This window comes from Agromyces sp. NPDC058064, from assembly GCF_042885275.1.
Lineage (GTDB): Bacteria > Actinomycetota > Actinomycetes > Actinomycetales > Microbacteriaceae > Agromyces.
Window position 1 is genome coordinate 523130 of record NZ_JBHVSE010000001.1, and the last position, 20990, is coordinate 544119.

Here is a 20990-nt window from a genome sequence, read left to right on the forward strand (position 1 = left end):
GGGGGCGGCTGCCATGCGGCATCCGGCCCGCCGCGTTCCGGCGCGGGCGGGCAGCGAGCAGCGTGAACACGAGCGGATGCCACGCACCGGCGCCGCACGAAGGAGAAGGCATCATGCGCAAGCTGTACTCGGGCCTCGCCTGGACCGTGTCGGGCGCCGTCGTCGTCCAGGCCGCCGCGATCGCGTTCGCGTTCGGCGGCATGCTCAACCTCATCGCCGAGGGCGGCGTCGTCGACAAGGCGCTGCTCGAGAGCTTCCAGGCCGCGGGGGTCGGCGAGCTCGGCTTCCTCGTCCACGGCCTCGTCGGCGGCGTGCTGATCCCGCTCGTCGCGGTCGCGCTGCTCATCGTGTCGTTCTTCGTCCGCGTGCGCGGGGCGAAGCTGTGGGCCGCGATCACCCTCGGGCTCGTGGTGCTGCAGGTGACGCTCGGGTTCTCGATCGTCGGGTCGCCCTACCTCGGCATCATCCACGGCGCGAACGCGCTCGCGATCGTCGTCGCCGGGGCGGTCGCCGCCCTCCGCGTGCGCCGGGCACGACGGGCGGACGCCGCGGCGGAACGCCCGGAGGAGGCGACGAGCGATGCCGTCGCGGCGTGAGCTCCTGCGGTGCGCCGTCGTCGGCGTCGCGGTCGCGACCGCGCTCGGCGCCGGTGCGCTCGCGTGGAGCTCCACGCTGCTCGGCGAGTACTCGGTGATGGACATGGGCTCGGGCGAGGGGCACGCCGGCCACGGCGGCGACGCCGGCCACGCCTCGGGCGGGGCGGTCGGAGGCGACGGCACCGAGGCATCCGCACCCCCCGGCGGGCTGAGCGTGACCGCGCTCACCGCCCCCGACCGCCCGGCCGACGTGCGCGTCGAGCTCGTCGCCCGGCAGGGCACCGTCGAGGTGCCCGGCGGCCGCGACGTCGAGGGCTACACGGTCAACGGCACGTCGCCCGGCCCCAGGATCCGGGCACGGCAGGGCGACCTCGTCGAGGTCGAGCTCGTGAACGAGTCGGTGACCGCCGGTGCGACGCTGCACTGGCACGGCATCGACGTGCCGAACGCGGCCGACGGCGTCGCGGGCATCACGCAGGACGCCGTGCCCGTCGGCGGCCGGCACGTCTACCGCTTCGAGGCGACGGATGCCGGCACCTACTGGTACCACTCGCACCAGGTCTCGCACGAGCAGGTCGTCGGCGGGCTGCTCGGGGCGATCGTGATCGAGCCGGCGACCGTCTCGACCGCCGAGGCGACGACGCCGGCCGCGGCGCTCGACGTCACCGCGCTGCTGCACGTCTACGGCGGCCAGCACACGCTCAACGGTCGCGTCGGCGACGAGCGCGTCACCGCGGCGCCCGGCTCGACGGTGCGGGTGCGCGTCATCAACACCGACCAGGGCACCGCGGCGGTGTGGTCGGGCGCCCCGTTCCGCGTCGTCGCGACCGACGGCCACGAGGTGAACCGTCCCGGCGAGGTCGACGGGCAGCGGCTGCTCATCCCCGCCGGAGGTCGGGCGGACGTCACCGTGACCGTGCCCGCGAGCGGCGCAGCGCGCCTGCACGTGGGCGGCGCCCGGAGCGTGCTCATCGGCCCGGCCCCGGAGGCCGAGGCCGCTCCCCGGGTGCGGCAGCCGGCCGAGACCCTCGACCTGCTCGCCTACGGCACCCCCGCCCCGCTCGCCTTCGACCCCGATTCGCCCGACCGCTCCTACGAGTACGGCATCGCCCGCCGCTTCGGCATCATCGACGGCCGGCCCGGCAACTTCTGGACGATCAACGGGCGCATGTTCCCCGACGTGCCGATGTTCGCGGTGGCCGAGGGCGACGTCGTGGTGATGCACCTCCGCAACGACTCGGGCGACGTGCACCCGATGCACCTGCACGGCCACCACGTCGTGGTGCTCTCGCGCGACGGCGTCGCGGCGTCGGGCAGCCCGTGGGTCGTCGACTCGCTCGACGTGCACCCCGGCGAGTCGTACGACATCGCCTTCGTCGCCGACAACCCCGGCATCTGGAGCGACCACTGCCACACCCTCCCGCACGCCGTCGACGGGCTCATCGCCCACCTCATGTACGAGGGCGTGACGACCCCGTTCACGATCAACGGCGACGCGGGCAATCGGCCCGAGTGAGCGCGTCGCTGCGACGCGCTCCGACGCCTCAGTCGACGAGTGCTCCGGCTGACAGGTTCGCGATCGCACCGGTCATCGAGTGCGCACGGTCGGATGCCGCGAATGCGAGGTACTCCGCGACATCCTCGAGCTTCGGCAGCCGACCGAGCAGCGTCATGCCGCTGAGCCCCGTGATCCACTCGTCCATCGCGACGCCGCCGGCGTCGGCGATGCGGCCGAACATCTCGCCCGTGTACGAGGTCGCCAGCGCGTCCGACATGGCGTGCGGGCGAACGCAGACGACGCGCACCCCGTCGGGCCCGAGCTCGCCGGCGAGCGCCCGCGAGAACCCCTCGAGCCCGGCCGACTGGGCGGCGTTGCCGATGAGCCCGCGGCCGGTGAGCCGGGCGCCCGGCGTCGAGATGGTGAGGATGACGCCGTCGTGCTGCGCGATCATGTGCCGCGACGCCGCCTTCGCGGTCACGAAGTTCGTCTGCAGGTACCCGACGACGGGGTGCAGGTAGTCGTCGAGCGAGGTCTCGGCGATCGGGAGGCCCTGCACATGGTCGAAGCCGACGGCGTTGAGGGCGACGTCGATGCGCCCCGCCGTCTGCGCCACCTCGTCGACGTGCCGGTCGACCGCGGCCTGGTCCATGGCGTCGACGACGGCGACCGAGACCTCCGCCCCCTCGGCCCTCGCCCGGGATGCCGCGAGCTCGAGCCGCGGCAGCGACCGCCCCGCGAGGAACACCCGCGCGCCCTCGCGGGCGAACACCCGCGCCGCCGCGCTCCCGATCGAACCGCCACCGCCGTGGATCACGGCCACCTTGTTCTCGAGCAGCATGTCGAGCCCTCCTTCGTCCGCTTGTGCAACTCAAGGGTTGCACAACGCGAGAGAGAAATGCAACCTTTTGATTGCAAATCGGATGCGCGACGACCCGGTCATCCTCCGTTCGGGGAGACGGCATGCCGGCCCGGCGGGCGCGACCGCAGGACGATCACCGGGATCTCGCGGTCGGTGAGCCGCTCGTACTTCGCGAAGCCCCGCGCCGTCGCCGTGATCTGCGCCCAGGCCGCCGCCCGTTCAGCGCCGTGCAGCTGCTCGGCGACGACGTCGAGGTGCTTTCCGGCGAACTCGATGCGCACCCGATCGGGGTTCGCGGCGAGGTTGTAGTACCAGGCGGGGTTCCGGGCCGCTCCGTTCGCCGAGGCCACGATGTACCGCGCGCCGCCCCCGGCCGGGAACCAGCGCACCGGGGTCACCCGCTCGAGCCCCGTGCGGTGGCCGATCGTCACGAGCGCGAGCTTCGTGCCGCGACGGTCGCCCTTGCGACGGATGCGTTCGGCCATCCGGAGATTGGCCCACCGCTCGAACCGGTTGCGCGCCGGCTGCCGCGCACCACGGGTGCCGCTCCGCGTGTCGAATGACATGCGATCGCCTCCTTCCGGTGGCGAAGACTGCTCCACCTCAATCATCCCGCCGATTCGCTCGACCGGCACCCGGATTGCCTAGACTCGCCGGGTGACCGACGCCCCCGCCACCCGTCGCATCGAGCTGACATTGCACAAGCCCTGGTTCGCGCTCTACTGGGGCGTCAGGCCGACCCTCGTCATCGACGGCCGCGGCCAGCCGAGCCAGTGGGGCGTCGGAACGTGGCAGCTGCGCGCCGACGAGCGCGCCGTCATCGGCGCGTACCTCTTCAATCGGCTGTGGCGCTTCGGCGCGGCCGAGTTCGCCCTCGAGCCGGGGCATTCGGCTGCGCTCGTCTACCGGGCGCCCGCGCTGCCGTTCGGTCGCGGGCGCATCCTCCCCGCTGAATAGGATGTCCCTGACCCCACCGCGGAGAGGACGCCCATGTCGTTCGGCGAATCGATCACGACCGTGCTGCGCAAGTACGCCGACTTCAACGGCCGGGCGGGCCGCCCCGAGTTCTGGTGGTGGATCCTCTTCTACGCCCTCGTGGCGGCGGCGCTCGGCGTGTTCAACGTGATCCCGCTCGGCGACGCGTCGAGCCTCGGCGCCGTGCTGTCGAGCCTCTGGGGCATCGCCATGCTGCTGCCGACGCTCGCCGTGATCGTGCGGCGCCTGCGCGACACCGGCCAGGGCTGGGGCCACGTCTTCTGGCTGCTCGTGCCGATCGCCGGGCTCATCGTGCTCGCGGTCATGCTCTCGCAGCCCGGCAAGGCGGCCGCCGTCGCCTGACGGCACGACTCGGCTTCGCCCGGGCCCGCACGCCCGGGCGTAGGCTCACCCCCATGACCATTCAACGGATGGACAACGTCGGCATCGTCGTCGACGACCTCGACGCCGCGGTCGCCTTCTTCGTCGAGCTGGGCATGGCCGTCGAGGGCCGAGCCCCGATCGAAGGCACGTGGGCCGACCAGACCGTCGGCCTCGACGGCGTCCGCAGCGAGATCGCGGTGCTCGTCACCCCCGACGGCCACGGCCGGCTCGAGCTCGCGACGTACCTCGAGCCCGTGGCATCCGAGATGTCACCGGCGAACCCGCCGCCGAACACCCTCGGCCTGCACCGCGTGATGTTCGCCGTCGACGACATCGACGACACCGTCGCGCGCCTGCGCGGGCACGGCGCCGAGCTCCTCGGCGAGATCGCGAACTACGAGAACGTCTACCGGCTCTGCTACCTCCGAGGCCCCGCCGGCATCGTGCTGGCGCTCGCCGAACGGCTCGGCTGACTCCAGCGCGCGGCTCGGGATCACCCGAGCCCGGCGCGATCCTCCGAGGCATCCCGCTCGCCCTCGACCGGGCGGTTCGACAGGCCCACCGAACCCGCGCCCGGCTCGCCCTTCGACAGCGCCGCAGACACCGCGACCGACTCGTCGACGTCGGGGTACTGGGGGCGCAGCTGCACCGGCGTGCGGCGGCGCTGCTCGCGCTTCGCCTTGCGCGACGCGGCGATGAGGTTGAGCGCCTCCACGAGGATCGCGAAGGCCATCGGGGCGTAGATGAGCGCCTTGTCGATGTGCACGCCGAAGCCTTCGGCGATGAGGAACACGCCGATCAGGAGCAGGAACGACAGGGCGAGCATCTTCACCGTGGGGTGGCGGTTCACGAAGGTGAAGATGAAGCGCGCGGCGAAGAGCATGATCGCGAACGAGAGCACGACGACGGTGACGATGACGACGAGGTTCTCGGTCATGCCGACCGCGGTGATGACCGAGTCGAGCGAGAACACGATGTCGAGCGCGAGGATCTGCGCGAGCACCGAGCCGAAGGTGATGCGCCGGGGTGCGCCGCCGTGCTCCTCCTCGGCGCCCTCGAGCTTGTGGTGGATCTCGGTGACCGCCTTGTAGACGAGGAAGAGACCGCCGGCGATGAGGATGAAGTCCTTCACCGAGAAGCCCATGCCGAACCAGACGACCACGTCCTCCTTCAGCGTGATGATCCATCCGGCGAAGAACACGAGGATCACCCGGATCACCATCGCGAGCGTCAGGCCGAGGTTGCGGGCCTTCGCCTGCTGCTCCTTCGGCAGCTTCGACGCGAGGATCGAGATGAAGATCACGTTGTCGACGCCGAGCACGATCTCGAGCACGAACAGCGTGATGAAGACGGCGATCAGGTCGGGGGTGAAGGCGAAGGAGAAGTCCACCCGTTCATCGTAGAGAGCCGCCGTCCTCGCACGCTGCCGTCGACGCGGAATCGCAGGGATCGCTACCGGGTGAGCTCGGCCTCCTCGTCGAGGTGGCCGAGCTTGTACGGGTTCGCGATCGAGAAGATGCGCGTGATCCGCCCTCCCTCGATCTCGAAGCTGATCGAGCCTGCCAGCGCGCCGTCGACCTCGCCGCGGATCGCGGGATGCCCGTTGACCCACGTCGGGCGCGCCTCGAACGGCAGGCCGAGCTTCGCGAGGCCGCCGAGCAGGTAGCGGGCGATCTTGTCGGCACCGACGATCGGGCGGGGCGCCGCGCCCTTCACGAAGCCGCCGCCGTCGGCGACCGAGACGACGTCGGGCGCGAGCACGTCCATGAGGCCCTGCAGGTCGCCCGAGTTCACGGCCGCGACGAATCGCGCGACGACGGCCTCCTGCTCTGCCCGGTCGACCGCGATACGCGGCCGCCGCGCCGCGACGTGCTCCTTCGCGCGGTGCGCGATCTGGCGCACCGCGGCGGGCGACTTGCCCACCGCGTCGGCGATCTCGTCGTACGACACGTCGAACACCTCGCGCAGCACGAACACCGCCCGCTCGGTCGGCCCGAGCGTCTCGAGCACCGTCAGCATCGCGATCGAGACGCTCTCGGCGAACTCGACGTCGTCGGCCACGTCGGGGCTCGTGAGCAGGGGCTCGGGCAGCCACTGCCCCACGTACGACTCACGGCGGCGCGACCTCGTGCGCAGCTGGTTCAGCGCCTGGCGCGTGACGATCCGCACGAGGTAGGCGCGCTCGTCGCGCACCTCCGTACGGTCGACGGTGTTCCAGCGCAGCCACGACTCCTGCAGCACGTCCTCGGCGTCGGCCGCCGAGCCGAGCATCTCGTAGGCGACGGTGAAGAGCAGTGCGCGGTGGGTGACGAACGGGTCGTCGGTCATGATGCCGAGCCTACGACCTCGGTGGAGGCACCCGCCGACGCGCGCGTCGCGATCGGCGGCAGCTCGCACGCGTCGGCGTAGCCCTCCGAGTGGATGCCGAGAGCGACGTTCATGCGCGAGCTCATGTTCATGAACGCGACCTTCGCGGTGAGCTCGATGAGCGCGGCCGGGCCGAGCTCGTCGAGGAGCGCCGCCGAGAGCTCGTCGGTGACGGCGGGCGGGGTCTGGCTCATCGCCTCGGCGTACTCCATGACGTTGCGTTCGAGGGGCGAGAAGACGGATGCCTCGCGCCACACCGGCACCTGACGGGCCTTCGCCTCGTCGAGGCCCTCGTTGTGCGCCTTGTAGTAGTTGAAGTCGAGGCACCAGCTGCAGCCGATGTACGCCGCCGTCGCCATCACGGCGTAGCTCGCCAGGTTCTGGTCGAGCTCGTCGAGCGCCTCGATCTTGCGGCCGATGCCCATCGACGCCCGCATGAGCGCGGGGTGGTGCGCGAGCACGCCCATCGAGTCGGGCACCCGGCCGATCATGCGCTTCGCTGCGACCTTCACGACCGTGCCGAAGACGCCCGTGAGCTCGGTCGGCGGGATGCGGGTCTGGGTGGTCATCGTGTCCTCCTGCGATCGTCGACGGTCCGGGGTTCGGTTCCCGGGATCATCCCGTCGCACATGAAGACACCGGCCGGCGCGGGCGTGTGACATCCCCGGCATCGATGTTTCGACCTCGAGCGAAACGAAGCGACCATATCGTCGTGCGGTGACCTCTTCATCACCTGACATCGATTCGGCCGCGACCCACGGCGAGCACCTGGCCATCGAGCCGAGCATCCTCTACTTCGGCACTCCGGTCGTGCTGATCACGACGACGAACCCCGACGACACGTGCAACCTCGCTCCGATCTCGTCGGCCTGGGCGCTCGGCCAGACCCTCGTGCTCGGCCTGGGCTCGGACGGCCGCTCGGCGGCCAACCTCCTCGAACGGCCCGAACTGGTCGTGAACGTGCCGTCGCCCGAGTCGTGGGAGCAGGTCGAACGGCTCGCGCCGCTGACGGGCCGGTTTCCGGTGCCGCCGTCCAAGCCGGCGGGGATGCGGTTCGAGCCCGACAAGTTCGCGGCAGCCGGCCTGACGCCGATGCGGTCGACGACCGTCGGGCCGCCGCGGGTGGCCGAATGCCCGTTGCAACTCGAGGGGACGGCCGTCAGCCTGCGCGCCGGATCGGCGGGCGGGTTCATGATCGTCGAGGTCGCCGTGAGCATGGTCCACGCCGCCTCAGACATCGTGGTGCCCGGCACGAATCACCTCGACCCGGGCAGGTGGAGTCCGCTGATCTACAACTTCCGGCACTACTTCGGACTCGGGGCGCAGCTGGGGCACTCCTACCGCTCCGAGACCCCGGCGGGCGCACACCGTACGACGTCCGATCCGTCGGGCGAGCCCTCGGCGGCCTGAGGATCCCGGCCGGAGTTCAGTACCAGCCCTGTTGACGCGCGCCCCGGGTCGCGCGAGCGTTCGAGGACGGGCACCGGCCGTGGGCGAGGTTCTCGACCTCACGATTTCCCCCTGGCGGTCGAGCCCGGTGCTGGAGGTGGCAGCCCATGTCTGCCGAAACTGAACCCAAGTCCCGCTGGCAGCAGGTCAAGGCGCTCGTGCTGACGGCCGGCGGTCTCGCCGGCGCGATCCTCGCCGTCGTCGGTGTGTGGAACCTCTTCTTCAGCCCCGACGAAGGCGAGCAGGTGAGCCTCGAGCTCGAGCAGCTCGAAGACCAGAAGCTGCACGACTTCGACTTCGACGAGGCGAGCCGGGGCTTGACCTCGGCATCGGGACCCGCGGTCGAGGAGATGGGACCCGGGCAGGCGAGCGTCGAACTGACGGTCGTGGCAGTGCCGTCGCCCGCGCCCGACAAGGTGACCGGGGGCTCGACCGACGAGGTGACGGATGGCGGGACCGACGAGGTGACCGACGATTCCACCGATGCTCCCGAGACGGGTGACCCCACTGACCCGGCCGAAGACCCGACCGACATGCCGACGGTGGCGCCGACTCCCTCGACGACACCCGACGTGAGCGACTCGCCCTCGGCCTCGACCCGCCGCTTCGACGCCGTGCCGAACACCGACGTGCTCAACGAGGTCGCGCAGAATCCCGTGCTCGACAAGTGGGATCCGACCGACGATGAAGTGAAGGCGGTGATGCGTGCGATCGCCGAGAACATCGATCTCCGCGACCCGAGCGGCGATGCGCTCTCCGCCGACGATGCGGCGACGCAGTTGGCGGCAGCGTTCGAGGAGGTCGAGTCCTCGGAGGAGGGCGGCAGGTTGAATCCGCACGGATACCGCGTGAGGGTGGACTACCAGCTCGACTGGCTCGCCGGCGAACCACTGGTCCTGACCTGGTCGGTGCGCAGCGACGACGCGAGCGCCTGGACGTCCGACCGCTTGGGCGTCCGCTTCACGCCGACGAAGGAGCACGACGGCGGCACCGCGTACATCTGGGCGCCCGACCTCGAATCGGCAGGCCGTCACACACTGGACGTGAAGATCTACCACCTCCCGGATGAAACGCTCTTGAAGGGCGGATCGCTGGATCTTCCACCCGACTGAGCCCAGCACTCACGCCGCGGCGTGGCACAGACGGCGACGCACCCAGCCCGAGGCATCCGCCTGCTCGAGCTCGCCCGAGCGGATGGCACACGCGAACTCGATGGCCTCCTCGCTCAGCCGGCCGTCGGCCGTGTCGGGACCGTCGCGCAGCACGGCGACGGTGAGCCACCTCGTGAGCCGGCCGCCGATGCGGGCCGTGACCGCCACGGTGCCGGCGAAGTGCCGCGCCTGGCCGTCGGTCTGATCGTCGACCGGCCTGCGGAAGCCGCGGCCGCTCAGGCGGTTACGGCCGCCGCTCGCCGCGTCGAACACCCACAGCGGTCCGCGTCGGACTCCGGCGATCCGGCCGAGCTCCTTGAGGAACCGCCCGTTCGAGTAGCCGCGGTCGGCGAGGCGGGCGATCGAGTCGGCGAGGGCGGCGCAGGCGTCCATCCCCTCACTGTACGAGGGCGGGCGGCACGGGCGCGGCCGGCTCGGGTGCCGGCCCGGGCGCCGGCTCGGGTGCCGGCCCGGTGAGCGGCAGGGCATCGCCGAGGATCGGCGCGAGCGCCGATCGTGCCGGACCGAGGTACCGGCCGAGTTCGGCCCGCCCGTAGCGGATCGGCACCGGCGCCGTGCCCTTCGCCGGGTACATCTCGTACTCGTCGCGCAGGGTGCCGAGGAAGTGGGGCCCGAGCGCCGGGGCGGCGCCGGCGATGACGACCTCCTGCGGGTCGAGGAGGGCCGCCATGATGCGCAGGGCCCGCGACAGCGCGCGGGCGCCGACGGCCATGCGCTCGCGGGAGTCGGCGGTCGAGGCGAGCAGGCTCGTGTCGTGCCCGTCGAGCTCGTCGGTGTAGGCGTCCCCGAGCATCGCGCTCATCGAGGCCGCCGATTCGAGGCATCCCGACAGGCCGCACCGGCACGTCGCGCGGTCGCCCTCGAAGACCACGCGCACGTGGCCGATCTCGCCGGCCCGCCCGGTCGCACCCGACATGAGCGTGCCGCCGTTGGTGACTGCTGCGCCGACGCCCTCGCCGAGGTGCACGACGAGCCGGATCACGCCCTCCCCGGCGTCGGCGGCCTCGGTGAGCGCCTCGGCGTCGACGTCGTTGACGACCGAGGTCGGGGCGCCGATCGCCTCCTCCAGCAGGCTCGCGAGCGGCAACCCGTACCAGCCGAGCTGCACGCTGTCGACGACGACCCCGCCGGCCGTGACGCCGGGCACCTGCACGCATGCGGCGAGCACCCGCGACTCGACGCCCCGCGTGATCTCGCGGACCGCATCGACGACCGCGTCGACCTCCACCCCGGCGGGGTGGTCGACCCGACGGCTCGCGACCGTGCGACCGGCGAGGTCGACGAGCGCGGTGTCGACTGCACGGGTGCGCACGACCGCGACGACGATGAGGTGGGTGTCGCCGTCGATCTCGAGGCGGGTCGCGCGCTTGCCGCCGGTGCTCTCGGCGGGGCCGGTCTCGGTGACGAGGCCGACCTCGATGAGCTCGGCGACGAGCGACGACGCGGTCGCCGAGGTGAGGCCGGTGCGCCGGGCGATCACGGCCCGGGTCACGGGGGCGGGTTCGCGCGCGATGAGTGCGAGCGCCCGGAGCAGGTTGTCGCGGCGGATCACCGTCTGGGCGTCGGGCAGCCCGGTGCTCGCGAATCGGCGCAGGAGAGCGGATCTGCGCTGCGGGCTGGCGGTGCTCACGGTCATCGTCTCCTCGGTCGGGCGAAACGGTCGCCGGCGGCCGCGCTGCCGGGCACGAGAACATCTTGCCCCTTGACGCCTCCACAGCGATCGCATAGGTTCGACCCAACTTAGTTTACTAAGTCAACAAAGTGGGCCGGATGCACGGATTTCCTCCGTCGCACGGGTCCCGCGGTCGGGGATTGGCCGCGGGACTCCCCCGCTCCTCAGCGCGCCCTACCGCCGATCCGCGGTGCTGCGCGCCGTCGGACGCGGCGACGACTCCGTGCCTCGGGCGACACGACGATCGTCGAGAAGTTGGAGGCAATGATGCAATCAATTCGCAAGACGCTGGCCACGGCAGGAGTCTGCGCCGTCGCCCTGGCCGGGGTGCTCGTGCCGCTCCCCGCCGCTGCGGCCCCGCCGACGGGACCGCTGCCCGCCGTGAGCCCGACCCCGCAGTCGATCGACCGCGCGGGCTCCGACCTCAACGTGCCGGGTCGCGTCGAGCTCGTCGTCGACGACGGCACCGACCCCGCCGCGCTGGCCGCGCTGCGCGAGACCCTCACCGAGCACGGCGTCGACCGCATCGACGAGCGCGACACGCGCTCGGGCCGGGCCCCGCTCACGATCGGGCTGGGTGCGGCGTCCCGCAGCGACATCCGATCGGTGCTCGGCGAGACGGAGGTGCCGACCCACGCCGAGGGCTACGCGATCCGGGCCGATGCCTCCACGGGCCCGCTCGGCACCGTCGCGCTCGGCGGCGTCGACGCGGCCGGGCAGTACTACGCCGTGAAGACGCTCGAGCAGCTGTTCGTGCCGAAGGACGACGGCGGGTACCGCATCGCCGGCGCCGCGGTGAGCGACTTCCCCTCGATGCCGCTGCGCGGAACGATCGAGGGCTTCTACGGCGAGCCCTGGTCGCACGACGAACGACTCGACCAGCTCGAGTTCTACGGCGACGTCAAGGCGAACACCTACATCTACGCGCCGAAGGACGACCCGTACCACCGCGACAAGTGGCGCGACCCGTATCCCGCCGACAAGCTCGCCGAGCTCGGCGACCTCGTGCAGGCCGCGACGGCGAACCACGTGCGCTTCACCTTCGCCCTCTCGCCCGGCAACACCGTCTGCTACTCGAGCGACGCCGACTACGAGGCACTCACGGGCAAGCTGCAGCAGATGTACGACCTCGGCGTGCGGGCCTTCAACATCCCGCTCGACGACATCGACTACGCGCGCTGGCACTGCGACGGCGACCGCACCGCGTTCGGCGCCCCGAGCGGGCGCACGGCGGGCATCGCGCAGGCCTCGTTCCTCGACCGCGTGCAGAAGGAGTTCATCGAGACGCACGAGGGCGCCTACCCCCTGCAGATGGTGCCGACCGAGTACTACAACACGACCGACTCGGGCTACAAGACCGCGCTCCGCGGCATGGACGAGGACGTCGTCGTGATGTGGACCGGCGAGGGCGTCGTGCCGCAGGAGGTCACCGTCGCGCAGGCGCAGAAGGCCGCGACCGTCTTCGGCGGCCCGACCTTCCTCTGGGACAACTACCCGGTGAACGACTACGGCCAGACCTCGGGCCGCCTGCTGCTCGCGCCGTACGACAAGCGCGAGGCCGGCCTCGGCGAGTACCTCTCGGGCATCGTCTCGAACCCGATGAACCAGGCCGCCGCCAGCAAGATCGCGATCTTCGGCGTCGCCGACTTCACCTGGAACGACGAGGCGTACGACGCCGGCGAGAACTGGTCGCAGGCGCTGCGCTACATCGCGAACGGGGATGCCTCGACGGCCGCTTCGCTGCGCGTCTTCGCCGACCTGAACCACCTCGCCCCGAGCTTCGGGGCGCCGTGGCAGCCGCAGTCGCCCGAGCTGAACGCCCGCATCACGGCGTTCTGGGAGAGCTGGGAGGCCGGCGACAAGGCCGGCGCCGTCGCCGAGCTCCGCGAGTACGCCGTCGCCATCGGCGAGGCGCCCGACGCGATCCGCAGCGGCCCGACCGACCCCGCCTTCCTCTCCGACGCGAGCCCGTGGCTCGACGCGACGGCACTCTGGGGCGAATCGACCGTCGAACTGCTCGACGCGGTGCAGGCGCGCCTCGACGGCGACGAGGCGGGTTCCGAGGAGCTCGCGGCCTCGGCCAAGGCGACCGCGGCGCAGGCCGCCGCGGTGGTCGTCGACCCGCCCGACAACACGTGGGGCAAGGCGAAGGTGCGCATCGCCGACGGCGTGCTCGACGTGTTCCACGGCCGCATCGGGTTCACGCTCGCCATGTGGGACGCCGGTGACGTCGTGAACGTCGCGCCGAAGGGCACGGCGACCGCGTCGAGCGTCGAGGTGCCGCAGTTCGGCGCCGCGAACGTCAACGACGACAAGCCGTCGACCCGCTGGGCCTCGGGCTACAGCGACGACTCGTGGGTGCAGGTGAAGCTCGCCGAGCCGACGGTCGTGCGCGGGGTCACCCTCAACTGGGAGTCGGCCTGCGCGAACGCCTACGAGCTGCAGACCTCGACCGACGGGGTGACCTGGACGACGATCCGCACGGTCGACGACTCGACCTGCGGGCTCGACCTCTTCACCTTCGACGAGGCCGACCCGGTGCAGTACGTGCGCATGCAGGGCATCGACCGCAAGACCACGTGGGGCTACTCGATCTGGGAGTTCGGCATCTACGCGGCGAAGTGAGGCGGCTCTGACCGGTGCCCTCCCGCTCCCCTACGGGCTGGAGGGCACTCTCCTGCGCGGCCATCGCGTTCGCACCGTCGACTCTGCGTTCCGCGCTCCGCGCCGCCTCCGGATGCCGCTGCCCGCGTCGCATCAGGCGACAGGTGCCTCGTTCGAGCTCTGCCAGTTTCGCCTCACGATGAGGCGGAACCGGCATGGCATTCTCGGCGATGTCTCCTAGTCGTCGGACGCGACGATGAGGTGCACGGCATTGCTGCGGCGGTCGACCACGACGAACTCGTGGAATCCCAGCTCTCCGGGCGTGAACCCGTAGTCGTGCATTCCCTCGTCGCCCGGATTGTTCAGGGTGTAGACGGTCCCGAGCCTCAACAGGTTATGAACCCACTGAAGTCGTTCATGAACTTCGGGAGGCTGCCGGTAACCCGGGTCGGCCCAGTCCTGATCGTCTGCCCACGATCGAATCCGTGCCTCGGCTTCCCCGGCGGTGGTCGATCGGAAGCTGCTCTCGCGGATCTCGCTCAGCCACCAGCGCCCGTGCACCGGAGGTGAACTGGGAAGCCGCTCCCGATCGCGTTCGAGCTCTTCTTCGAGCAGTTCTTCCAACGGATACGGGACGGCGTAGTCGAACGCATACCCCGGACTCGCGATCAGCGCTGCGAGAGCCGATCGATCGTCGGCGGGTGGGGAACCGAAATGAGTGGTCTGCACCCACATGAACGTGTTCTTGTCGAGGTGAATCGTCTTCGCACCGATGAGCGGCAGTCCACCCATGCCTTCACCGCACCGATTCCGCTGGGTCGGCTGTCGTGAGCACAGCGCGGAGTCGTGCCCGGCACTCCGTCACGAACTCGGGGAACGTCTCCCAGTAGTACGCGATGCCCGAGACCGCGACGCCGATCGCCCAGGCACGGGCGCGCAGCCAGGTGGCGTCGTCGAGTCGCGCCGCCGCGAAGTACGCGTCGCGAGCCGCAGCAGGCAGATCCCACACCGGGGCGTGCTCGGCGTCGGGCGCGCCGATCGACAGCGCACCGAAGTCGATCACCGCGTGCAGACGGCCGTCGCGCACGAGCAGGTTGCCCGGTCGCAGGTCTCCGTGCAGCCAGACCGGGCCGGCGGTCGAGTCGGGCAGCTCCACCGCCTCGCGCCACCAGCGTTCGAGGGTGCCGATGTCGAGCTCGTCGCCAACGAGCGGTCGGCAGCCGTCGAAGTACGGGGCGATCCACTCGTCGGCGTCGCGAAGGCTGCCGCCGCGGTACCAGCTGAGCCCGCCGTCGCGGGTCGCCCTCATGAGCTCGATCGCGTGCAGTTCGCGCACGAAGGCCGCGAGGTCATGGCCGAACGCCGACCAGCCCTCGACGTTGCCCGTGTCGGGAACGTCCCCGTCGATCCACCGGACGATGGCCCACTCGGCGGGATACTCCGGGCTCGGTGCACCAGCGAACTCGGTCGTCGGCACGCGGAGCGTCAGCTGCGGTGCCAGCCGCGGCACCCACTCCCGTTCCTTGCGCAGCGACGCGGCCGAGGCGGTGGTGCGCGGCATCCGGACGAGGAGTTCGTCGCCCAGCCGGAACATGCGATTGTCGGTGCCGCCACCGGCCTCGGCGATCGGCAGCTCCGCCCACTCAGGGCGGTCGCGGCGCAGCAGCCGGGCGACGAGTGCCTCGTCGATGTGCAGCTCGTCGTCGTGCAGGGGCATCCGCCCATTCTGCCGCTCGCGGCCCCGACCCGCCGCGCTCAGCGCAGCGGCGCGTACTTCGCCGCGATGATGCCCGAGTCGGAGACCTGCGCATCGAGCAGCCGCAACCCGACCGGATGCGGCGAGCGCAGCCGGTCCTCGGCGTTGCCGACGATGAAGGGGTGGATGCCCGCGTGCACCTCGTCGACGAGGCCGGCGTCGACGAGCGCGGCCGCGACCCCGCCGTACCCGTGCGAGATGATCGAGTCGTACCGCTCGAGAAGCCCGCGCACGTACTCGGCGAGGTCGCCCTCGATGAGGGTGCAGTTCCAGTCGAGGGGGCCGGTCAGCGTCGTCGAGGCGACGAACTTCGGCAGTGCGTTGTAGTACGCCGCGAAGCCGCGTTCGTCGGTCTGCGCCGGCCAGTACTCGCGGAAGAACTCGTAGCTTCGGCGTCCGAGCAGCACGGCGTCGGCGCCGAACACGAGCTCGTCGCTCGCCCGCTGCAGGCCGGGGTCGTTCTCGTCGAACCAGTGCTCCATCTGGTCGAATGCCCCGTCGAGCGTCATTTCGAATGAGATCGTCACGTTGCCCATCGCCCCAGCATGCGCCTCGGGCGCCGGGATGTCACGGACGATCGGCCGCGGCGAGCTCCACGCGCGGCTCGAGGCCGAGGTAGGCGGCGTACCGTGCCGCCGCGTCGTCGAGGGCGGCCCGCTCCCCCCGTGCGAGCGCGCGGTACGGTCGCACCGCGAACGTCACGGCCTTCGCCGTCACCGTCCGCTTCATCGCCCCGAGCAGCTGCGCGTCGACCAGCGCCATGCCGATCGCCGTCTCCCTGGTGCGGGGCACGATGCCCTCGCCGTCGAGCACCCACCGCGAGTCCTGATACCCGCGGTACATCTCGTCGAGCACCTGCAGCAGGTGACCCCGCGGCTCGACGGAGCTCGGCGGCCCGCCCGGCGCGTGCCAGAAGGTGCGCCCGTCGTGCTCGAAGGAGTCGAGCCGGTCGGCGACCGCGGCGAGGCCGCGGCGCACGTCGGTCACGGTGAGCGTCGCCCAATAGGCGAGGTCGCGGTCGGTGGCCGGGCCGTGCGACGTGAAGTAGCGCAGCGCGAGCTCGGCGAGCGCCTCGTCGCGATCGAGGCGCCGCGGGCTGGGCACCCGATCGGCGAACAGCGCGTAGCTGTGCTCGCCGTCGCGCGGCACACCGCTGCACACCAGTCCGAGCACCTCGAGGCGCCCGAGCAGCAGCATGAGCTGCTGGCCGGTGAGCTGCTCGCCACGGACGGCGAGCGCCTCGGCGAGTTCGCCCCTGGTGCGGTCGGGCGATTCGCCGAGCGTCGCCACCACGGCGTCGCCGAGCGCGCCGACGCGGTCGCCGAGCGGTTGCAACTGCTGCTCGAACACCGGCATCACCCGGGGCGCCGTGAGCTCCTGCAGCCATTGCGCGTCGTCGGCGTGCACGTAGTGCCACGTCGATCGCAGCACGTGGATCCGCAGCACCCGCCCCTCGGCGAGCGCAGCGGCCAGGTCCTCCGCCGCTGCCGAGCCGGTGCGCGTCGCGACGGCCCACGCCGACTGCGACGGGTTCTCGGCCTGCACCGCGAGGAGCGACCGCACCACCTGCTCGGCGGTGTCGACGGGAGCGGCGAGCAGCTGCGAGCGCAGCCGCCATCGGGCGATGTCGCGGTCGATGAGCACCATTGCAGCGTATTGGCGACGACTCGGCGAGACCAGCGCCCCGCCTGTACGGGGCGAGAGGATGCCTCGCGCCGGATCCCGCTAGAGCGCCCCGGTCGCAGGCTTCTCGACGACCCGCCCGCCGCCCTCGAACACGAGCAGGCGATCGGCGAGCTTGTCGACGAAGAAGCGGTCGTGCGACACCACGACGACCGCGCCGGGGAAGTGGGTGAGCGCCCGCTCCATGACCTGCGTCGAGGTGATGTCGAGGTGGTTCGTCGGCTCGTCGAGCACGATCACCGCCGCCCCCGAGAGCAGGCACTGGGCGATCGCCACGCGCGCCCGCTGGCCGCCCGAGAGGGTGCCGATCTTCTGCTTCAGGTCGTCCTCGGAGAACTGGAGCATCGCGAGGAACCGGCCGACGCTCTTCTTCGTGGCGGTGAACGCGAGCGAGTCGGGGTAGGCGTTCACCGCGTGCCCGACGGTGTCGGTGAGGTCGAGCTCGGCGTACACGCGGTTGTACGAGACGAAGCGGGCGCCCTTCGCCCAGCGCACGCTGCCCGAGTCGGGTTCGGTCTCGCCGGTGAGCACGTCGAGCAGCGTCGACTTGCCCGAGCCGTTCGAGCCGATCACCGCGACGCGGTCGCCGCGCTGGAGGTCGAACGAGACGCCGTCGAAGAGCGGCTCGCCGCCGAAGCCCTTCGAGAGCCCCGTCACCGTGAGCAGGTCGTTCGAGACCTTGAGCCCGTCGTAGATCGAGGTGATGATCTGGTCGATCGGGCGCGGCGCCTGCCGCTTCTTGATGTCGGCGAGGCGTCGGGCGACGGCGTTCGACGGGTTGCGGGCGGCCTCGCGACGCGCAGTCGACGCGGCCTGCTCGTAGGCGAGCAGCTCCTCCTCGTGGGCGAACTGCTTCTCGAGCATCTTGAGCCGCGACTGCTTCGCGTGCACGTACGCCGAGTAGTCGCCCTCGTACTCCTGGAGGCGGTAGTTCTCGACCTCGATGATGCGGTCGACCACGCCGTCGAGGAACTGGCGATCGTGCGAGACGACGAGCACGGCGCCCGCGAACGACTGCAGCCAGTTCTCGATCCACTTCACGCCGTCGAGGTCGAGGAAGTTCGTCGGCTCGTCGAGCAGCAGCACATCGGGCGCCTGCACGAGGATCTGCGCGAGCGCGGCCCGGTTGCGCCAGCCGCCCGAGAGCCGGTCGACCGGCAGGGCTCGGCGCTCGGCGTCGAAGCCGAGCCGGGTGAGCACGGTGTCGATCGTCGTCTCGTAGGTCCAGCCGCCGATGTGGTCCATGCGTTCGAACAGCTCGCCCTGCTCGGTGAGCAGTCGCGTCATCTCGTCGTCGGCCATGGGCTCGGCGAGCGCGAGGCCGATCTCGTCGAGGCGGGCCTGCGTCTCGTGCACGTCGGCGAAGTGGGCGCTCAGCGTCTGCTGGATGCTCTGCTCGCCGTCGAGCTCCGAGAACTGCGAGAAGTACCCGATCGTGGTGCCGAGCGTGACATCCCGCGTGCCGCCCGAGGGTTCGCGGCGGCCGAGCACGACCTCGAGCAGCGTCGTCTTGCCCGTGCCGTTCTTGCCGATGAGGCCGACCCGGTCGCCCCGCTTGAGCTTGAGGAACGCCTCCTTCAGCACCGGCCGTCCCTCGATGTCGATGCTCACGTCGTTCAGGCGGATCAGGCTCACGGGCGTCCTCGGTTTCGGGGTGCGGTGCGTTGCGCAGGGGGCGAGAGTCGGCGAGACGGATGCCTCGAGCCGGCGTCGAGTCTATCGACGGCGCCTGCGCGCCGGGTGGGTGGCCGAGCCGATCAGACCATGCGGCGCAGGAAGCGGTCGCGATCGACGAACTGGTGCTTCAGCACGAAGCCGAGGTGCAGTGCGACGGCGACGAGCAGGAGGATCTGCAGCGTCACGTGCACGCCGACGAGCAGGTCGTCGTCGACGAGGTCGAGCGGTGCGGTCCAGTCGGCACGGTCTGCGATCTCCCAGTCCTCGCCCGAGATCAACACGAGCGCAAGACCGCTCGACGGCGTCAGCACGAGCAGTGCGTAGAGGGCGCGCTCGGTGGTGGAGGCGAGCTTCTGCTCCGCCCGCGTCACGGTCGCGGGCCACGCCGGCAGCGTCACGACCCGACGCCAGGCGAATCGCAGCACGGTCAGCGCGAGGATGCTGCAGCCGATGACCACGTGCACCGGCAGCAGCAGGTCTTCGTCGCCGTCGTAGAGCTCCTCGACCACCGGTTCGAGCAGCCCCTCGGCGCCGATCATCGCGTAGCCGACGAGGTACTGCGACAGCAGGGCGAGCACCGTGAGCCAGTGCAGCACCCGGGCGATCACGCCATGCCGCGGCGGGAGCGCCCGTCCGCCCGCGTCGCCTGCCATTCGCCCAGCATTCCGGTTCTCCGCCCGGATGTCACGGCTCACGCCGATGCGGAATGCGAGGATCGAACGCATGCCCGCCTCGAATGCGACCCAGCCCACGCCGTTCGACCTCGCGACCTGGCCGCGCCGCGAGACCTTCGAGCACTACCGGCACCGCGTCCCGTGCACCTACGCGATGACGGTCGAGCTCGACGTCACGGCGTTCGTCGCGGCGCTGCGCGCCTCGTCGCGCAAGACCTACCCGACGCAGATCTGGGCGATCGCGAACGTCGTCAACCGGCACCCCGAGTTCCGCATGACGCTCACCGACGACGGCCTGCCGGCGACGTGGCCGGTCGTGCACCCGGCCTTCACGGTGTTCAACCCCGAGCGCGAGACCTTCGCCGCGGTCTCGGTGCCGTACGACGCCGACTTCGGGCGGTTCCACGAGGCGGCGACCGAGGTGCTCGCGGAGGCGTCGGCCGCGAGCGAGATGTTCCCCCAGGGCGGCCTGCCGGCGAACGGCTTCGACGTGTCGAGCATCCCGTGGGCGAGCTTCACGGGCTTCACCCTGCAGATCGACGGCGGCTCGAACCACTTCGCGCCGATCTTCACGCTCGGCCGCTACGTCGAGCGCGCGGGGAGCACCCTGCTCCCCCTCGCGGTGCAGATCCACCACGCCTCGGCCGACGGGTTCCACACGGCCCGGCTGGTCGGCGAGCTCGAAGCGCTCTTCGCCGACCCGTCGTGGGTCGACGGCTGAGGCGACCGGACGCATCCGGCCGCCTCGCCGCACTCGATCTCAGCCGAGCATGCCCGAGGCGCTGACACCGGCGACGGTGCCGCCGTCGACCAGCAGGTCGGTGCCGCTCACGAAGCTCGCGCGGGTGGCGTCGAGCAGGAACGCGGCCGCCTCGGCGATGTCATCGGGGGTGCCGAGCCGCTTCGCTGCGGAGGCCTGCACCATGCCGCGCATCTGCGCGCCCGAGTCGCCGGCGAGCTCCTGCTGGCCCATGGGCGTCGAGATGACGCCGGGGCTGATGGAGTTGATGCGGGCGCCGCGCTCGCCCCAGGCGACGGAGGCGCGCTGGACGCGGAGGTGGTTGGCGCGCTTCGCGATCGAGTACGCGGCTCCGGGGTCGGGGAGCGCGCCGAGGAACGGCAGCGCGAGAAGCTCGTCGCTCGGCGTCGCAGCGAACGCCTGCTGCAGCTCGGCGGGCAACTGACCGGCGGCGAAGTGACCGGCCATGCTCGCGATCACGACGCCGGCACCGCCCGGCGCGATCACCCTGGCGAACTCGTCGAGCACGACGGCGACGCCGAGGAGGTCGACCGCGAGGATCGCCTCGGTCGAGGCCTGGGTCGGTGAGAGTCCGGCGGTGTGCGCGACGTGGGTGACCGGGCCGAGCGCCGCGGCGTCGTCGGCGAGTGCGGCGACCGAGTCGCGCTTGCTCACGTCGACGAGGTGGGCGTGCACCTCGTGGCCGGCGCCGCGCAGCTCGTCGGCGACCTGATCGAGGGTGGCCCGGTTGAAGTCGGCGAGCACGACGATGCGCCCGCTGCCGATCCGGCGGGCGATGGCCTGCCCCATTCCGCCGACTCCGATGACGACGGCGACGTCCTTCGACATGTACTGACCTCCTGTGTGCGGGTGCCCGTCGAT

The 20990-nt window shown here is 71.3% G+C and carries 23 protein-coding genes; 9 read left to right on the forward strand and 14 right to left on the reverse strand.

Annotated features, from left to right (window positions below):
- The first annotated feature begins 113 nt into the window (after positions 1-113).
- Together ACFVSL_RS02445 and ACFVSL_RS02450 are read left to right on the forward strand one after the other, a co-directional pair.
- On the forward strand, positions 114-596 hold the full coding sequence (locus ACFVSL_RS02445) for a hypothetical protein (protein WP_386938178.1): 483 nt from the start codon (positions 114-116) through the stop codon (positions 594-596).
- Entirely contained in the window at positions 580-2112 is a 1533-nt protein-coding gene (locus tag ACFVSL_RS02450) for a multicopper oxidase family protein (protein WP_386938180.1), read from the forward strand. The genes ACFVSL_RS02445 and ACFVSL_RS02450 overlap by 17 nt, the downstream gene beginning before the upstream one ends.
- A gap of 28 nt (positions 2113-2140) precedes the next feature.
- On the opposite strand, the gene ACFVSL_RS02455 is transcribed toward ACFVSL_RS02450, so the two are convergent.
- Together ACFVSL_RS02455 and ACFVSL_RS02460 are read right to left on the reverse strand one after the other, a co-directional pair.
- Positions 2141-2935: an SDR family NAD(P)-dependent oxidoreductase gene (locus ACFVSL_RS02455; protein WP_386938181.1), complete on the reverse strand. Its 795-nt coding sequence runs from the start codon at positions 2933-2935 to the stop codon at positions 2141-2143.
- A 98-nt stretch (positions 2936-3033) separates the two neighbouring features.
- Positions 3034-3522: a nitroreductase/quinone reductase family protein gene (locus ACFVSL_RS02460; protein ID WP_386938182.1), complete on the reverse strand. Its 489-nt coding sequence runs from the start codon at positions 3520-3522 to the stop codon at positions 3034-3036.
- Positions 3523-3613: 91 nt separating this feature from the next.
- Between ACFVSL_RS02460 and ACFVSL_RS02465 the strand changes: the two genes are divergently transcribed.
- From ACFVSL_RS02465 to ACFVSL_RS02475, 3 genes are read left to right on the forward strand one after another with little or no spacing between them, the layout of a single operon-like run.
- Positions 3614-3913: a hypothetical protein gene (locus ACFVSL_RS02465; protein ID WP_386938183.1), complete on the forward strand. Its 300-nt coding sequence runs from the start codon at positions 3614-3616 to the stop codon at positions 3911-3913.
- A gap of 33 nt (positions 3914-3946) precedes the next feature.
- Positions 3947-4294, forward strand: coding sequence for a DUF805 domain-containing protein (locus ACFVSL_RS02470; RefSeq protein WP_386938185.1), 348 nt, complete (start codon positions 3947-3949; stop codon positions 4292-4294).
- Positions 4295-4347: 53 nt separating this feature from the next.
- Positions 4348-4788, forward strand: a complete 441-nt coding sequence (locus tag ACFVSL_RS02475) for a VOC family protein (protein ID WP_386938186.1) — start codon at positions 4348-4350, stop codon at positions 4786-4788.
- A gap of 20 nt (positions 4789-4808) precedes the next feature.
- On the opposite strand, the gene ACFVSL_RS02480 is transcribed toward ACFVSL_RS02475, so the two are convergent.
- The 3 genes from ACFVSL_RS02480 to ACFVSL_RS02490 form a co-directional block, all read right to left on the reverse strand.
- A complete protein-coding gene (locus tag ACFVSL_RS02480; protein ID WP_386938188.1) occupies positions 4809-5705 on the reverse strand; it encodes a TerC family protein in 897 nt (298 codons plus the stop codon).
- A 62-nt stretch (positions 5706-5767) separates the two neighbouring features.
- Complete coding sequence (locus ACFVSL_RS02485) at positions 5768-6643, reverse strand: RNA polymerase sigma-70 factor (protein WP_386938189.1); 876 nt, start codon at positions 6641-6643, stop codon at positions 5768-5770.
- A complete protein-coding gene (locus ACFVSL_RS02490; protein ID WP_386938190.1) occupies positions 6640-7251 on the reverse strand; it encodes a carboxymuconolactone decarboxylase family protein in 612 nt (203 codons plus the stop codon). Before ACFVSL_RS02490 ends, ACFVSL_RS02485 begins: the two co-directional genes overlap by 4 nt.
- 148 nt (positions 7252-7399) lie before the next feature.
- Here ACFVSL_RS02490 and ACFVSL_RS02495 point away from each other — a divergent pair, with 148 nt between their 5' ends.
- Positions 7400-8092 (forward strand): flavin reductase family protein, encoded by a 693-nt coding sequence (locus tag ACFVSL_RS02495; RefSeq protein ID WP_386938191.1) that lies wholly within the window; start codon positions 7400-7402, stop codon positions 8090-8092.
- 146 nt (positions 8093-8238) lie between these two features.
- Complete coding sequence (locus tag ACFVSL_RS02500) at positions 8239-9243, forward strand: hypothetical protein (protein WP_386938193.1); 1005 nt, start codon at positions 8239-8241, stop codon at positions 9241-9243.
- Positions 9244-9252: 9 nt separating this feature from the next.
- Here the strand turns inward: ACFVSL_RS02500 and ACFVSL_RS02505 are convergent, their stop codons facing one another.
- Both ACFVSL_RS02505 and ACFVSL_RS02510 read right to left on the reverse strand, forming a co-directional pair.
- On the reverse strand, positions 9253-9675 hold the full coding sequence (locus ACFVSL_RS02505; RefSeq protein WP_386938195.1) for a hypothetical protein: 423 nt from the start codon (positions 9673-9675) through the stop codon (positions 9253-9255).
- Positions 9676-9679: 4 nt separating this feature from the next.
- Positions 9680-10933, reverse strand: coding sequence for an ROK family transcriptional regulator (locus ACFVSL_RS02510; RefSeq protein WP_386938196.1), 1254 nt, complete (start codon positions 10931-10933; stop codon positions 9680-9682).
- A 309-nt stretch (positions 10934-11242) separates the two neighbouring features.
- On the opposite strand from ACFVSL_RS02510, the gene ACFVSL_RS02515 reads away from it, so the two are divergent.
- On the forward strand, positions 11243-13600 hold the full coding sequence (locus tag ACFVSL_RS02515) for a beta-N-acetylglucosaminidase domain-containing protein (protein ID WP_386938198.1): 2358 nt from the start codon (positions 11243-11245) through the stop codon (positions 13598-13600).
- Positions 13601-13816: 216 nt separating this feature from the next.
- Here ACFVSL_RS02515 and ACFVSL_RS02520 read toward each other — a convergent pair whose 3' ends face one another.
- From ACFVSL_RS02520 to ACFVSL_RS02545, 6 genes are all read right to left on the reverse strand, one after another.
- Positions 13817-14371 carry a hypothetical protein gene (locus ACFVSL_RS02520; protein WP_386938199.1) on the reverse strand — a complete coding sequence of 185 codons (555 nt, stop codon included), beginning with the start codon at positions 14369-14371 and terminating at the stop codon, positions 13817-13819.
- A 4-nt stretch (positions 14372-14375) separates the two neighbouring features.
- Positions 14376-15296: an aminoglycoside phosphotransferase family protein gene (locus tag ACFVSL_RS02525; protein WP_386938200.1), complete on the reverse strand. Its 921-nt coding sequence runs from the start codon at positions 15294-15296 to the stop codon at positions 14376-14378.
- A 38-nt stretch (positions 15297-15334) separates the two neighbouring features.
- Complete coding sequence (locus tag ACFVSL_RS02530) at positions 15335-15862, reverse strand: dihydrofolate reductase family protein (RefSeq protein ID WP_386938201.1); 528 nt, start codon at positions 15860-15862, stop codon at positions 15335-15337.
- 40 nt (positions 15863-15902) lie between these two features.
- Positions 15903-16979, reverse strand: coding sequence for a winged helix DNA-binding domain-containing protein (locus ACFVSL_RS02535; RefSeq protein ID WP_386938202.1), 1077 nt, complete (start codon positions 16977-16979; stop codon positions 15903-15905).
- 81 nt (positions 16980-17060) lie between these two features.
- On the reverse strand, positions 17061-18653 hold the full coding sequence (locus tag ACFVSL_RS02540) for an ABC-F family ATP-binding cassette domain-containing protein (protein WP_386938203.1): 1593 nt from the start codon (positions 18651-18653) through the stop codon (positions 17061-17063).
- 122 nt (positions 18654-18775) lie between these two features.
- Positions 18776-19348: a cytochrome b gene (locus ACFVSL_RS02545; RefSeq protein ID WP_386938205.1), complete on the reverse strand. Its 573-nt coding sequence runs from the start codon at positions 19346-19348 to the stop codon at positions 18776-18778.
- A gap of 70 nt (positions 19349-19418) precedes the next feature.
- Here ACFVSL_RS02545 and ACFVSL_RS02550 point away from each other — a divergent pair, with 70 nt between their 5' ends.
- Positions 19419-20090 carry a CatA-like O-acetyltransferase gene (locus ACFVSL_RS02550; protein WP_386938207.1) on the forward strand — a complete coding sequence of 224 codons (672 nt, stop codon included), beginning with the start codon at positions 19419-19421 and terminating at the stop codon, positions 20088-20090.
- Between the two features lie 39 nt (positions 20091-20129).
- Here the strand turns inward: ACFVSL_RS02550 and ACFVSL_RS02555 are convergent, their stop codons facing one another.
- Positions 20130-20957 carry an SDR family oxidoreductase gene (locus tag ACFVSL_RS02555; RefSeq protein ID WP_386938209.1) on the reverse strand — a complete coding sequence of 276 codons (828 nt, stop codon included), beginning with the start codon at positions 20955-20957 and terminating at the stop codon, positions 20130-20132.
- Positions 20958-20990: the final 33 nt, after the last annotated feature.

Excerpts from the sequence above, each read along its gene's own strand:
- ACFVSL_RS02445 (WP_386938178.1), top strand. The coding sequence starts at position 114 with ATGCGCAAGCTGTACTCGGGCCTCGCCTGGACCGTGTCGGGCGCCGTC.
- ACFVSL_RS02450 (WP_386938180.1), top strand. The coding sequence starts at position 580 with ATGCCGTCGCGGCGTGAGCTCCTGCGGTGCGCCGTCGTCGGCGTCGCG.
- ACFVSL_RS02455 (WP_386938181.1), bottom strand. The coding sequence starts at position 2,935 with ATGCTGCTCGAGAACAAGGTGGCCGTGATCCACGGCGGTGGCGGTTCG.
- ACFVSL_RS02460 (WP_386938182.1), bottom strand. The coding sequence starts at position 3,522 with ATGTCATTCGACACGCGGAGCGGCACCCGTGGTGCGCGGCAGCCGGCG.
- ACFVSL_RS02470 (WP_386938185.1), top strand. The coding sequence starts at position 3,947 with ATGTCGTTCGGCGAATCGATCACGACCGTGCTGCGCAAGTACGCCGAC.
- ACFVSL_RS02475 (WP_386938186.1), top strand. The coding sequence starts at position 4,348 with ATGACCATTCAACGGATGGACAACGTCGGCATCGTCGTCGACGACCTC.
- ACFVSL_RS02485 (WP_386938189.1), bottom strand. The coding sequence starts at position 6,643 with ATGACCGACGACCCGTTCGTCACCCACCGCGCACTGCTCTTCACCGTC.
- ACFVSL_RS02490 (WP_386938190.1), bottom strand. The coding sequence starts at position 7,251 with ATGACCACCCAGACCCGCATCCCGCCGACCGAGCTCACGGGCGTCTTC.
- ACFVSL_RS02500 (WP_386938193.1), top strand. The coding sequence starts at position 8,239 with ATGTCTGCCGAAACTGAACCCAAGTCCCGCTGGCAGCAGGTCAAGGCG.
- ACFVSL_RS02505 (WP_386938195.1), bottom strand. The coding sequence starts at position 9,675 with ATGGACGCCTGCGCCGCCCTCGCCGACTCGATCGCCCGCCTCGCCGAC.
- ACFVSL_RS02515 (WP_386938198.1), top strand. The coding sequence starts at position 11,243 with ATGCAATCAATTCGCAAGACGCTGGCCACGGCAGGAGTCTGCGCCGTC.
- ACFVSL_RS02520 (WP_386938199.1), bottom strand. The coding sequence starts at position 14,371 with ATGGGTGGACTGCCGCTCATCGGTGCGAAGACGATTCACCTCGACAAG.
- ACFVSL_RS02525 (WP_386938200.1), bottom strand. The coding sequence starts at position 15,296 with ATGCCCCTGCACGACGACGAGCTGCACATCGACGAGGCACTCGTCGCC.
- ACFVSL_RS02545 (WP_386938205.1), bottom strand. The coding sequence starts at position 19,348 with ATGGCAGGCGACGCGGGCGGACGGGCGCTCCCGCCGCGGCATGGCGTG.
- ACFVSL_RS02550 (WP_386938207.1), top strand. The coding sequence starts at position 19,419 with ATGCCCGCCTCGAATGCGACCCAGCCCACGCCGTTCGACCTCGCGACC.
- ACFVSL_RS02555 (WP_386938209.1), bottom strand. The coding sequence starts at position 20,957 with ATGTCGAAGGACGTCGCCGTCGTCATCGGAGTCGGCGGAATGGGGCAG.